Here is a 13130-nt window from a genome sequence, read left to right on the forward strand (position 1 = left end):
TCGCCGCCCGGCGCGCAACCCGGGGCGGTGGCCGATGAACGCCCGCTCGATGATCATCGGCGTCTTCGGCGCGGTCATCGGATTGGTGGCCATGGTGCTGGTGATCGTGTTGCCGTCCTCGGACGAGACCTGCGAGACCGGTGACGTGCTGGTCGGCTCCTCGGCGCCGACGCTGCCCGAACTCGGCGCCGACACCCGCGCGGGCGCCACCACCGCGGCGACGACCACGAACGCGACCGTCACCGGCACACCGTCGCTGGCCGCCGGGGTCGGGCCGCTGCGGCGCACGCTGCCGATGGAGGTCGGCACCTTCACCATCTCCGATGTGTTCGGTTCCCGCGGCGGCGGGCACAAGGGCATCGACATGGCCGCCGCCGACGGGACCACGATCTATTCGGTGTCCGACGGCCGGGTCGTCGCCGCCGGGCCCGCGTCGGGGTTCGGGAACTGGATCGTCGTCGACTCGGTCGACTACAACGGCCGCGCCTACTCCGCGGTCTACGGACACATGTGGGATCACGGCGTGAAGGTGCGCACCGGTGACACCGTCACCGCCGGTCAGCCCATCGGCATGGTCGGTTCGGCGGGCGAATCGAGCGGCCCCCACCTGCATTTCGAGATCGTGCCGGGTGGTCGCTTCACCGGTGGTCGCCAGATCGACCCGATGCCGTGGCTCGACGGCGCGCCGACCCCCGATGTCGGTGGGGCACGCGCCTTTTCGAACGACCCGAGCTGTGTGCGTGGATTCGGCAGCGCGGGCGGCCTGCTCGCCGACGGGAAAGTGCCCGCCGAGCTGGAGATCTGGTACCGGCGCGCGGGCACCGTCTGCCCGGAGATCTCCTCCTCGCTGCTGGCCGCGCAGGCCAAGCAGGAGTCGGGTTTCCGGCGCGGGCTCACCTCACCGGCAGGCGCGCAGGGCCTGGCCCAGTTCCTGCCCGGCACGGCGGTGAGTATCAACCCCGACGACGGGCAGCCCTACATCATCGACGCCGACGGCAACGGCACCGCCAGCGTGTGGGACGACGGCGACGCCATCATCGGCCAGGCCCGCTACATGTGCGCCATCGCCCACAAGATCGCGGGCTGGATCGCGCAGGGCAAGGTCTCCGGCGACCTGGCCGCCCTCACCCTCGCCGGCTACAACGCCGGTGAGGGCGCGGTGCTGTCCTCGGGCGGCATGCCGAATCGGTATGCGGCGCACTACTCCGAGACCCGGCCGTACGTCACCAACATCCTGGCGATGGAACCGCAGTACCGGGCACCGGGCGCGCAGGGCCGGTTCACCCGCGAACCCGGCGCCGAGGGACCACAGATCGCCGAGGCCGCCCACGACTGGCTCGGAGTGCCGTACGTGTGGGGTGGTGGCGGTCCGCAGGGGCCCAGCGGCGGCGGATTCGACGCCCCCGGTCTGACGGCCGCGGCGGTGTTCGCGGCGACGGCGGGCGAGGTGGACCTGCCGCGCACCGCCGAACAGCAGTGGGAAGCGGGCACGGAGGTGCCGCTCGGACGAATCTCGGTGGGCGACCTGGTGTTCAGTGATTTCGGTCCGCAGGGACCGGCGCAGGTGGGGATCTACGCCGGCAACGGTCAGGTGATCCAGGCGGTCGCGCCGAGCGGACGCAGTGGCGGCGGCGTCGTCGAGGTGGCGATGCCCGGTGACGCGCGGGCGAGGAGGGTTGTGTGACCACACGGGCGGCCCGACCAGGGATAACCTGGTGGAAGACAACACGAATCCGCACGACCCCGGCGGTGATGCTCGTGGCGTTTCTGAGTACGGCGCTCGTCGCCTGCGGTGGCGACGCCGATCCCGCGCGCCCCCAGGCGAGTTCGACCACCCGGCTGCTCGAGGCCGCGGCCACCGTCGACCCGACCACTCCCGACGGGGTAGCGGTGGTGGCGTTGCGCGAGGTGTACACCTGGCACCCGGTCACCGAGGAACCCGGTGATTCGCTGGCACGTGCGCGAAAATGGCTGGGGCCGAGCATGTTACGTATGCTTGACGCACCGACCGGCACGGCGGCACCGAAACCGTCGCTGCAATGGGCCGATTGGGCGAAGGCGAAGGCGGAGGTGACGGCTTTCACCTTCGCCTCGGGGGAGAAGGCACCGCCGAGCGCCGATCCGGCCGTGACGCAGTTCAAGATCGGCATCGAGCAGACCGTCGTCTACCCGGACGGGCGCACCGAAGACCTACCGCCGAGCACGGTCATCGCGACCGTGGTGCAGACGCCGCAAGGCTGGCGCCTCGACGGATTCCGCTGAGATCCATATCCGACAAGGTCCTCGAGGAGGCACACGTGGCGAAGAAAAAGGTGAAGGACCCGGCCGCGGTCGGGCCCGACACGACGCTCATCCTGATCGTGGTCGGCTTCGCGACGCTCGGCGTCCTCGCCGCCGCCCTGCACCTGGGCAACGCCCTGGCGGTGCAGCCGCAGAATGTGCCGGCCAACCCGATCGCGGTGGTGGCCGACCTCGCCCGGGGCAAACTGCACTGGCCGCGCGCGTCGACGGTGATCGTGCTGCTGGTGATCGCGGCGGTCTTCGCGTACTTCTACATCCGCAAGCAGATGAAGAAGCGGGCGGTCGCGGGTCGGCTGGCGATCGACGACAAGGCCGACTACATGGGCACCGGTAGTGCGATCGCCTCGATCACCGAGGAAGGTGTCCGGCAGAAGGCCAAGGACCTCGGAGTGCGGCTCGGCACCAACGACGCGCCCGGCGTGCCGATCGGTGTCGCCGTGGCCGACGGGACGCCTCTCTACGGCTCCTATGAAGACCTGCACCTCGACATCTGGGGTCCCCGTCAGGGCAAATCGACGTCGCGGGTGATCCCGGCGATCCTGTCCGCCATCGGGCCGGTGCTCGCCACCTCCAACAAGCGTGACGTGGTCGACGCCACCCGCAACGTTCGAGAAGCCAAGGGCAGCGCCACCTTCGTGTTCGACCCGCAGGGCGTCGCCGGTGAGCGGCCCACTTGGTTCTGGGATCCGCTGGCCTGGGTCGACTTCCGGCGTGAGGGGTGCGAGATGCGTGCCGCCCGCCTGGCCGGGCATTTCGCCGACGCCGAGTCCGGTGGCGCCGACTCCGGTGACAGCTTCTTCGACCCCGAGGCAGAGGACTTGCTGGCCGGGCTGTTCCTCGCCGCGGCGATCGCAGGCAGGCCGATCACCCAGGTCTGGGAGTGGGTCACCGACTCGCAGAACAGTGAACCGATCCAGCACCTGCGCAACGCGGGCCACGACTTCACCGCAGCCGGTCTGGCCATGCAATACAACGCCGAACAACGCACCAAGAGCGGCATTTTCGGTACGGCGAAGAAAATGATCCGCTGCCTGCAGTTGTCGAATGTGCACCCGTGGATCACCCGTGGTGGCGGCGAACGCCTGCAGTTCGACGAACTCGAGTTCATCGAACGCAACGGCACGCTGTACTGCCTGTCGCTGGAAGGTCGTGGGTCGGCGGCACCACTGGTCAGCGCGCTCACCGAGGCCGTGATCGATGTGGCCATGCGCAAGGCGGCCATGTCGTCGGGTGGGCGCCTGCCGATCCCGCTGCTCGCCGTCCTCGACGAGGCAGCCAACGTGGTGCGCTGGAAGGATCTGCCCAAGCAGTACAGCCACTTCGGTTCGCGCGGGATCGTCGTGATGACGGTGCTGCAGTCGTGGGCGCAGGGTGCGCGCTGCTGGGGCGAGGACGGGATGAACGCGCTGTGGTCGGCCGCCAACATCAAGGTGCTCGGCAGCGGTGTCGACGACATGGCGTTCCTGCGTGACCGGTCCGAGGCGATCGGTGAGTACGACTCCATCTCGGCGTCGGTGTCGCAGTCGGGCAACAGCAAGAGCTACTCGCGCTCGCTCAGCTCGTCGGTAACCTTCACCGCCCAGGGCCTGGCCACCCTGCCGCGTGGCCGGGCCGTGGTGTTCACTTCCGGTCAGCCCGCGGTGCTGGTGCGCACCGTGCCGTGGTGGGAATCGGAATACAACGAGGCGGTCCGGCGCTCGATCGACGACAACGACCCCACCCGCAAGACCCGCATCGACGATCTGGTGCTCAGCGCCCAGCCGCCGGCATCACTGTCGAAGAACAATCCGCCACCGGACGAGATCGGTGAAATCGAGGAGGTCAAGCCGCTGTGAACGACCAGGAATCGAATCCGGAGACGCAGGACTACGCCTACGCCGATCTGGTGTCGTTCGTGAACGAGTATCTCAGTGAGATCTATCGGCGGCAGGTCACCGATATCAGCGACACGGTGTGGTGCCCGGAATGGTGGCGCCACCCCGAGGCCGCCGTGCGTCTGCTCGCGCTGTGGCAGGCATGGGAGTACTACCGGCAGAAGGGCGGCACGGGCCTGAGCGTGTGGTTTCTCGACCACGCCGACCCGCACATGACGAAACTGTTCGATCCGCGTGGGCCGTTCAAGTACTGCAGTGTCCGCAACGGGCACAAGGAGATGCTGAAATCGTTGCCGGTGGAGAACCCGACGGACGATCAGCAGTTCGCCCACGTTCCGCGCAGCGCGTGGGAGAAGGGCGACCCCTTCGCGTCGTGAACCGTGTCGACGGTCCGGGGCGGTAACCCGCCCCGGATCAGCGGCCGCGCTCGATCCCGCGCGACTCGATCCCGCGCTCACGAGTACCCACGTGGCGGGTCGGCGCATCGCGCAACCGCAGCGCTTCCTCGGGCGAAATGCCCTGGCTCATCTCCACGAGCATCCGCACCTGGCTCAATTCCGGTGCCACACCGGCCCGCTGCAGATGCGCGGCGATGGCCGCGCGGCGTTCGGCCGAGTCGTACCCGAGCTGCGGCGCTTCCACGCCCTTGGTCGCCGTCGCGGTCGTTGAACTCGCGGCGAACGGAGACGACGGGTCCTTCTGCAACGACAGACCCTTCTCCTGCGTCTTGGTCTGACCCATCGTCATCATCTGCTTGAGCTCGATATTGCGCGGGTCCTTGGCTTTCAGATCGCGCGCCTCGCGAATCTGCAGTTCGCGCGCTTCCTTCATCTTCGCCTCGATCGCCTTGGCGCGGGACTCGGCCTCTTTCTGGCCGTGTTCGCGCGACTTGAGGGCGACCAGGGTGGCCATCTGCAGCATGGTGCGCATCATCGCCGCCGTTTCGCTGCCGATGTCGTCGAGTTCCGCCATGACTGCTCCCCGATGCCGCTGTGGAAGTGGACATCTGAGCCTACCCTGAAAACGACGAACGGGCCGGACTCCGAGGCGTCCGGCCCGTGTCGTGGTAGCTGGGGTGTCAGCCCACCTTGACGGTGTTGAACGAGATCGGCATCGCCGGGCCGCCGTCCTGGGCGCCACCCTCGACGCCCGCGCCCGCGACCTTGTCCAAGGTGGCCAGGCCCGCCTCGTCGATGGTGCCGAGAATGGTGTACTTCGGGGGCAGTTCGGTGTCGCCGAAGACGAGGAAGAACTGGCTGCCGTTGGTGCCCTTGCCCTCGGGGGAGATACCCGCGTTGGCCATGGCGATCACGCCGCGCTTGTAGTTCACCGGCTGACTCAGCGCCGGGTCACCGTTCGGGTACAGATCGGTGGGGTACTCGTTGTCGAAGCTGTAGCCGGGGCCGCCCGAGCCGGTGGCCGTCGGGTCACCGCACTGCAGGATGCCGAAACCGGGGCTGGCCACGATGCGGTGGCAGCTGGTCTTGTCGAAGTAGCCCTGCTGGGCCAGGCTCACGAGCGAGTTCACCGAGCACGGCGCCTGCGCGCTGTTCAGCGACAGGCCGATCGGGCCCTGGGTGGAGTCGATCGACAGTTTCACCTCGGGACCGCCGGTGGCCACCGAGGTCACCGCGGGCGCCGTCACCGGCTTGGCGGGCGGCTCGGCGTCGGCCGGGTACGAGCAGTCGACCGTCGCGGGCTTGGGGGCAGGCGGTGGCGGTGCGGGTAGGTCGAGCGGCGTGTTGACGAACGTGGTCGTCGGCACCGCCGACGACGACTCGGCGCTCGCCGACGGCGAGTCGTCGCCCTTGGTGAGGAAGTACACCCCGACGCCCGCGGCCGCGACCACGATCACGCCGAGCACCGACCCGGCGATCGTCAGGCGCTTACGCTTCTTCTCCTGCTCGGCCCGTCGTGCCAGCTGGCGCTCCAGCTTGCGCTTGGCCGCCGCCCGTCGCTGTTCGTTACTCGGCACTACCGCGTTCCTCCCGTGTCGTCAGGTTCGCCTAGAGGGTAACCGGTTGGACGCGGAGGGCGCCCGTGGGGAAAACTGGGTGATCGTGACCAAGACCAGCAGCTTCAGTGCCCCGAAGGGGGTTCCGGATTACGTGCCGCCCGGTTCGGCCGAGTTCGTCGCCGTGCGCGACGGGTTGGTTCATGCCGCCCGACTGGCCGGGTACGGGCACATCGAGCTGCCGATCTTCGAGCTGACCGCCCTGTTCGCCAGGGGTGTCGGCGAGTCGACCGACGTGGTCAGCAAGGAGATGTGGACCTTCACCGATCGCAAGGGGGAGAGCTTCACCCTGCGGCCCGAGGGCACCGCGGGCGTGATGCGGGCGGTGATCGAGCACGGTCTCGACAAGAGCGGTCAGCTGCCGATCAAGCTGTGCTACGCGGGACCGTTCTTCCGGTACGAGCGGCCGCAGGCCGGTCGGTACCGGCAGCTGCAGCAGGTGGGTATCGAGGCTATCGGGGTGGACGATCCGGCGCTCGACGCCGAGGTGATCGCCGTCGCCGACGCCGGTTTCCGGGCGCTCGGTCTGGACGGTTTCCGTCTTGAGATCACCTCCCTCGGCGACGAGACCTGCCGCCCGCAGTACCGAGAGTTGTTGCAGCAGTTCCTGTTCAACCTGCCGTTGGACGAGGAGACCCGCCGCCGCGCCGAGATCAACCCGCTGCGTGTGCTCGACGACAAGCGTCCGGAGGTCCGCGAACTCACCGCCGACGCGCCACTGATGATCGACCACCTGTCGGAGTCGGCCAAGGCCCACTTCGACCAGGTGCTCGCCCACCTCGACGCGCTCGGCGTGCCGTACGTGGTGAACCCGCGCATGGTTCGCGGCCTGGACTACTACACCAAGACCACCTTCGAGTTCGTGCACGACCAGCTCGGTGCCCAGTCGGGTATCGGTGGTGGCGGGCGCTACGACGGGCTGATGGCCGAGCTCGGCGGGCAGCCGCTGTCGGGTATCGGTTTCGGTATCGGTGTCGACCGGACCGTGCTGGCGCTGGCGGCCGAGGGCAAGTCGGCCGCCGATCCGGCGCGCTGCCAGGTCTACGGCGTCGCCCTCGGTGACGCGGCCAAGGCGCGGATGGTCACGCTGGCCGGTGAGCTGCGTGGCGCGGGCATCAGCGTCGACCTGGCCTACGGTGGGCGCGGCATGAAGGGGGCCATGAAGGGTGCCGACCGGTCCGGCGCGAAGTTCACGCTGGTCCTGGGCGACCGCGATCTCGAGACCAACGAGATCGGCGTCAAGGAGATGGCCACCGGCGACCAACGCCAGGTGCCGCTCGGCGAGGTCGTCGGGGTTCTGCGAGCGGGTCTCGGCCGCTAGCAGACGGCGTGCACGGGGCGCGGTAATCTGACCGCGCCCCACGCCGGGCGGGCCGGCGGCGGTGAGAGGGACTGTGGTGAGCGGGGATTCCGGGCGACCGGCGACGGAACCGATCGGCATCGACCTGGTCGCACCCGAGGTTTTCGCCCCGATGCTGCGCAAGCTCTCGCTCGGCGCGTTCGCCGTCGGCGTCGTGGTGATGCTGGTGACCTCGATCTGGTTGAGCTGGGGCTACGCCGTCCTGCTCGGCCTGATCGTCGCGGTCCCCACGCTCGCGTACGCGATGGCGTTCCAGCGCAGGCGGATGTGGTTGGACGGCACCGTGATCCACGCTCATCGCCTCGTCGGTGAGCGTCGGATCGACCTCGCCGGCACCTCGGGTGCGCAACTGCTGGTGTTCCCCGGCCGGCTCAGCCGCATCGTGCTGCGCGTGACGGCGGGCCAGGAAACCCAGCTGGTGCCGCTGGCCATGTACACCGATGCGGGCAGCGGCCGCGAGCTGCACCTGCTCGGGCTGCGCAAACTGGCGGACGCGCTGGCCTCGGCGCCACTGGTGGCCGCGGTCGCCATCTCCGAAGTGCTGGTCGCCCAGTTGCGGGCCGAGGCGCGCGATGCCGGGCTCGAGGAACGACCGCTGTATCGCGGCGTCCGCCTGGTCCGCGCTCAGGACTCCGTGTCGCCGGTGGTGTTGACGGATTCGCAAGTGGCCGAACTGGTCTGAGCCCTACGGCTCGAGCAGCGGGGCGACGCGCTCCCAGTAGGTGTGCATGTCCTGTTCCCAGTAACCCCAGGAATGCGTGCCCGCCGGACGGAAGTCGAAGTCGGCGGGGATGCCGAGTGCGGCGAGCCGGTCACGCAGCAGCTCGGTGCACACCACGGTGATCCCGTCGAGCACGCCGCCGATCACCAGCTGATCGATCAGTTTGAGCGGACTGTTCCCGATGCCAGGGCCGTCGAGGGTGTCCAGCGGGCCGGGCATGCCGTTGCCCGTGCTCACATACACCCCCACCCCACGCAGCCGCTCGGCATTGAGTGCCACGTCGTTGGCGACCCAGGCCGGGTCGGTGGGCGGTCCCCACATGTTCAGCGGATTGCCGCGGCGCGCGGTGACGATCGAGGCGACCATCGCCTGACCTGCCGGATTGCTGGTCTGGACGCACCCGCTGAAGGAGCCGACCATCCGGAAACGTCGCGGGGCTTCCTGTGCCATCCGGAACACCGCCGAACTGGCCATCGACAGCCCCGCGACGGCGTCGCGGCCGGTGCCGTGAAAGGCGGAGTCGATGATCGGCGGCAGTTCGGTGGTGAGGAAGGTGAGCCACCGGTTGCGGCCGGTGCCGGGGTCGTCGGACTGCCAGTCGGTGTAGAAAGTGCCCGCGCCGCCGATCGGCATCACGACGGTGGCCTGCTTGCCCACGAAGAAGTCCAGGGCATCGGTTTTGGTGAACCAGTTGCTGCCCTCGCGCCAGTCCGGGGTGTCGGTGCCGCCGTCGACACCGTTGATCAGATACAGCGCACCGGCGGGTGCTTCGGGATCGGCCGCCGGAATCACCGCGACCGTGACTGGGCGGTTCATGGCCGCCGAGTGCACCGTCAGGTCGATCACCCGGCCGGGGCCGTTCGCCGCGGCGGCCACCGCGAACGACCCGTTCGGAGCGGGCCGGGCCGCGTCCATGGCACGGGCGGCTACCAGGTCCGGCGCCGCCTGCGCGGCCACGGCGACGGGGAGGCCCGCGGCGGCCAGCACCACCGACAGGACGAGCCGTCGCAGCATCGAATACAGCACTGTCATCGCTCCGTTCATCGCGCGTGTCTTGTCGTTCCGTCGACCAGGCGCAGCTCTTTGGCGTCTGGCCACAGCGCCGACCAGGCCCGGCTCGGTCCGGTGCACAGCCACACCGCCACACCACGGTTCACACCGGGGAAGCCCAGCGGTCCGTCGAGGCGGGTGAGTGGGACGGTGCTCGCGAAACCGGTGCGCAGACCCGTCTCCGGGCCGTCCACCCCGACGTACAGCACCGTGGTCGCGCTGTCCGGTGGTGCGCCGAAGTAGCCGTAGCCCCGATTGGGGCTGTACACCTCGGGCAGACCGGCCGCGGGTCGGTAGTGCTCGAGTGCCGCTGCCTGCCAATAGTTCTGGGTCACGATCACCAGACCGGCGCGCTGCTGCGGCGGCAGTTGCTCGTAGGCTCGCCGCACCGAGCCGACCAGGTCGTCCCAGCCGCTCGGCCCGAACAGCACACTGCGCGAATGGATCTGGGCGTAGTCCTCGGTGGCCGTCCGCAGCGCCGATTCCGGCCGGGGCAGGGCGAGCACGAGGGCGACACAGATCGTCGTGGACAGCCCGGCGACCGCCCCGCCGAACACCAGTTCCCGGCGAGACAGCCCCCGGTCCGCCAGATACACCGCGCCGGTGGCGAACAGGCCGGGAAAGGCCCCGGCCACGAAGTAGGGCCGAAGGCCCGCGAGCACCACACCGCTCAGCCCGATCGCGATCATCGGGATCAGAAACCGATACGGCCGGAATCGTGGCGAGCGCAGCCCCGCCCACATCCCCGCGAGCAGCAGCAACCCACCCGCCCCGGTGACCTGGATCATCGTCCAGGGCGCCGCGAGCATCCCGGCCGTGGCGAGCTGTTCGTCGCGCACGACCGCGCCCATGGACAGCTGCGGCCAGCCGTTGCTGTGCTGCCACCACAGAATCGGCACCGCCGAGCCGACCAACAGCGCCGAGCCGACCCAGTACGCGGGCCGCCGCAGCATCTCGCGCGGGCCGAACACCGCGACACCGAACGCGAGCACCGCCCAGATGATCGGAATCAGCCACTTCACCTGGAAGTCGAGCGCGGCCACGGCACCCGCGGCGATCAACAGCCCGTCCGCGCGTGTGCGCTCCCACCTGATCAGTAGCCACGCGAGCACCGCCGTGAGCGTGATGTCGAGGGCGAAGGTGCTCAGCATCGCCGACTGCATCACCGCCATCGGGGTGGTCGCGTAGGCCAGCGCGGCGACGGTCTGGGGGAGTCGTCCGCCACCGAACTCCCGCACCATCACCGCGCTGAGCACGACGGCCGCCACCGTGAACAGCAACGCGGGCAAGCGCAATGCCAGGACCGAACCCGGCGCCAGCTGATCCGACAGTGCGGCCAGCAACGGAATCAGCGGCCCCTGATCGGCATAACTCACCGACGGATGCCGCCCGGCCGCAAGGAAATACAGCTCGTCACCGCCGATGCGGTAGCGGTCGAGATGGATCAGGAACAGTGTCCCCGCCACGGCCGCGACCACCGACACCTCCCGCCAGGCGAAGGCAGGCAGTGCGCCGACGGTCGGCGCGGGTGCGTCGAGGCTGCGGAGGTTCATGTCAGTCCCGTTCGCGGACGGCAACCGGTGCGGGAACGGATGTGGGGGAATCGGATTCGGACTGGGGTCGGTGCCGGGTCGACCAGCGCGGCGCCCACCAGCAGGCGTCACCGAGCAACCGCATGGACGCGGGCACCAGCACCAACCGCAGCACGGTCGCGTCGATCAGCAGCGCCGTGACCATCCCGAAGGCGATGTACTGCATCATCAGCAGCTCCGACAGCGCGAACGCGCCGGTCACCACCAGCAGGATCAGCGCGGCGGCGGTGATGATCCGCCCGGTTCCGGCGACCCCGGCCCGCACCGCCTCGGTGGTGGACGCGCCCGCTGCCCTGGCCTCGACGATGCGCGAGAGCAGGAACACCTCGTAATCGGTGGACAGGCCGTAGATCACCGACACGATGATCACCAGAACCAGCGCCATGACGGGTTGTGGCGTGAAACCGAACACGCCCGCACCGTGGCCCTCGATGAACACCCAGGTGAGGACACCGAGGGTGGCACCGAGCCCGAGCAGGTTCAGCGCCGCGGCCTTCAACGGCAACACCACCGAGCCGAAAGTCAGCGCCAGCAACAGCGTGCTGGCCAGGAAGACGAACGCGATCATCAGCGGCATCCGCGTCACCAGCGCGTCGATGCTGTCCTTCTCGACGGCGGGCTGACCACCCACCAGCAGTGTGGTGCCCGGCGGCAGCGGCATCGATCGCAGGTACTCGATCGTCGCCTCGGCATCGGCGGCTTCGGCCAGCACGGTGCCGGTGGTGAGCACCTGGGGCTGGAACGGTGACCGCATCGGTTCGGCGAACGGCGCGGCCAGGCCGGGGGCCCGGTTCGCGTCGGCGCGCACGACATCGGCGGTCCCAGGATCGAAGGTGACGATGACCAGGTCGATCGGGTCGATCTGGCGCAGTGGGAACGATTCGTCGAAATGCTGCTGGGCCAGCCGGGTGGGGTGGGTCGGCGGCAGGAATTTCTCGTTGATGGATCCGAAGGCCAGGTGCTGAATCGGGAAGATCAGCACCAGCAGACCCAGACAGACCGGAACCGCCACCGCGAGCGGGCGTCTCATCACCGCGGCGGCCAGCCTGCCCCAGGCGTTGCCGGGGTCGCGGGCGACCGGCTTGCGGAACCAGTCGACACCGAACCGGTCGACCCGCCTGCCGAGCACGGCGAGCATCGCGGGCAGCAGCGAGATGGAGGTCAGCGCGGCCAGCGTGATGGTGATCATCGCGCCGTAGGCGAACGAGCGGAGCAGACCCTGGGGGAACACCAGGATGCCCGCCGCCGCGACCACCACGATCAGCGCCGAGAACAGCACCGTGCGCCCCGCGGTGGACACGCTGTTGCGCACCGCGTCCTCCACCGACCGGCCCTCGGCCAGTTCTTCCCGGAACCGGCTGAGCACGAACAGCCCGTAGTCGATGGCCAAGCCGAGCCCGATCATCGAGACCACCGGCGACACAAAGGAATTCACCTCGGTCACGGTGGTGAGCAGGCGCAGCAGACCCCAGGCGCCGAGCATGGTCAGCCCACCGACGATCAGCGGCAGCGCGGCGGCGACGACCCCACCGAACACGAAGAACAGCAGCACCGCCACGACGGGCACGGCGAACAGTTCTACCCGCCGCTGGTCTTCGACCATCGTGTCGTTCAACGCGGCGGCGACCGGCTGCCCGCCCGCAACCTCCATCCGGACCCCGGGAATCGTGAGCTCATCGGCGATCGCCCGATAGTTGCGGCCCTGCTCGGTGGGGTTCAGGCCCTTGACGGCGATCGAGGCGAACGCCTTGTCGCGCGCCGGCGAGCCGAACACCTCGGGCAACGCCATCCCGGTATCGGTCGGCCAGTACGCGCCGTTGACCCGGTCGATCCGGTCGGGGAACCGCTGCGGCAGGTCGTTGAGCCCCGCCACGACGGTGGCGGCGAAGGCGGGGTCGTCGATGGTCGTGCCGTCCGGTGCGCGGAACACCAGCAGCAGATCCGAGCTGTGATCGCGCCCGAAGGCGTTGTCGCGCACGTGCGCCGCGCGCACCCCCTCGGAGGAAGGATCGTCGAACCCGCTCGAGCTCAGGTCGGCGCCGAGGCCGAGACCATGGGCTCCCAGCGCCAGCAACCCCGCGACCACCGTCACGATGACGGCGTACCTGCGCCGCACGACGGTATCGCCCCACTGCCTCAATTCGGCGTACACATCCGGCTCCCAACGACATTTCGCGATGGCGTCGAACTTGTCATTGTCGAGCGACTTTTCGGTCGT

11 protein-coding genes are annotated in these 13130 nt (G+C 69.2%); 6 read left to right on the forward strand and 5 right to left on the reverse strand.

The features are described from left to right. The first annotated feature begins 34 nt into the window (after positions 1 to 34). From NI2_RS21800 to NI2_RS21815, 4 genes are read left to right on the forward strand one after another with little or no spacing between them, the layout of a single operon-like run. The gene (locus tag NI2_RS21800; RefSeq protein ID WP_067493525.1) at positions 35 to 1684 is read left to right on the forward strand and encodes a peptidoglycan DD-metalloendopeptidase family protein; all 1650 of its coding nucleotides are present in this window, start codon (positions 35 to 37) and stop codon (positions 1682 to 1684) included. Further along, positions 1681 to 2262 carry a hypothetical protein gene (locus tag NI2_RS21805; protein WP_243749687.1) on the forward strand — a complete coding sequence of 194 codons (582 nt, stop codon included), beginning with the start codon at positions 1681 to 1683 and terminating at the stop codon, positions 2260 to 2262. Before NI2_RS21800 ends, NI2_RS21805 begins: the two co-directional genes overlap by 4 nt. A 35-nt stretch (positions 2263 to 2297) precedes the next feature. Beyond that, positions 2298 to 4136, forward strand: coding sequence for a type IV secretory system conjugative DNA transfer family protein (locus NI2_RS21810; RefSeq protein ID WP_067493530.1), 1839 nt, complete (start codon positions 2298 to 2300; stop codon positions 4134 to 4136). After that, positions 4133 to 4552 carry a DUF4913 domain-containing protein gene (locus NI2_RS21815; RefSeq protein WP_084476598.1) on the forward strand — a complete coding sequence of 140 codons (420 nt, stop codon included), beginning with the start codon at positions 4133 to 4135 and terminating at the stop codon, positions 4550 to 4552. The genes NI2_RS21810 and NI2_RS21815 overlap by 4 nt, the downstream gene beginning before the upstream one ends. A gap of 37 nt (positions 4553 to 4589) precedes the next feature. Here NI2_RS21815 and NI2_RS21820 read toward each other — a convergent pair whose 3' ends face one another. Together NI2_RS21820 and NI2_RS21825 are read right to left on the reverse strand one after the other, a co-directional pair. Further along, positions 4590 to 5147, reverse strand: a complete 558-nt coding sequence (locus NI2_RS21820; protein WP_067493532.1) for a hypothetical protein — start codon at positions 5145 to 5147, stop codon at positions 4590 to 4592. Between the two features lie 106 nt (positions 5148 to 5253). Continuing rightward, the gene (locus NI2_RS21825) at positions 5254 to 6150 is read right to left on the reverse strand and encodes a peptidylprolyl isomerase (protein ID WP_067493534.1); all 897 of its coding nucleotides are present in this window, start codon (positions 6148 to 6150) and stop codon (positions 5254 to 5256) included. Positions 6151 to 6235: 85 nt separating this feature from the next. Here NI2_RS21825 and hisS point away from each other — a divergent pair, with 85 nt between their 5' ends. After that, on the forward strand, positions 6236 to 7510 hold the full coding sequence (gene hisS / locus NI2_RS21830; protein ID WP_067493827.1) for a histidine--tRNA ligase: 1275 nt from the start codon (positions 6236 to 6238) through the stop codon (positions 7508 to 7510). Between the two features lie 76 nt (positions 7511 to 7586). Next, entirely contained in the window at positions 7587 to 8231 is a 645-nt protein-coding gene (locus NI2_RS21835; protein ID WP_067493536.1) for a hypothetical protein, read from the forward strand. A 3-nt stretch (positions 8232 to 8234) separates the two neighbouring features. Here the strand turns inward: NI2_RS21835 and NI2_RS21840 are convergent, their stop codons facing one another. Genes NI2_RS21840 through NI2_RS21850 form a run of 3 tightly spaced genes read right to left on the reverse strand, consistent with a single transcriptional unit; the run spans position 8235 to position 13064 of the window. Continuing rightward, the gene (locus NI2_RS21840; RefSeq protein ID WP_243749686.1) at positions 8235 to 9302 is read right to left on the reverse strand and encodes an alpha/beta hydrolase; all 1068 of its coding nucleotides are present in this window, start codon (positions 9300 to 9302) and stop codon (positions 8235 to 8237) included. 8 nt (positions 9303 to 9310) lie between these two features. Continuing rightward, positions 9311 to 10873 (reverse strand): glycosyltransferase family 39 protein, encoded by a 1563-nt coding sequence (locus tag NI2_RS21845; protein WP_067493540.1) that lies wholly within the window; start codon positions 10871 to 10873, stop codon positions 9311 to 9313. 1 nt (position 10874) lies between these two features. Continuing rightward, positions 10875 to 13064: an MMPL family transporter gene (locus NI2_RS21850; RefSeq protein WP_067493542.1), complete on the reverse strand. Its 2190-nt coding sequence runs from the start codon at positions 13062 to 13064 to the stop codon at positions 10875 to 10877. Positions 13065 to 13130: the final 66 nt, after the last annotated feature.

It is taken from the genome of Nocardia ignorata NBRC 108230 (genome assembly GCF_001612905.1).
Taxonomy (GTDB): Bacteria; Actinomycetota; Actinomycetes; order Mycobacteriales; family Mycobacteriaceae; genus Nocardia; species Nocardia ignorata.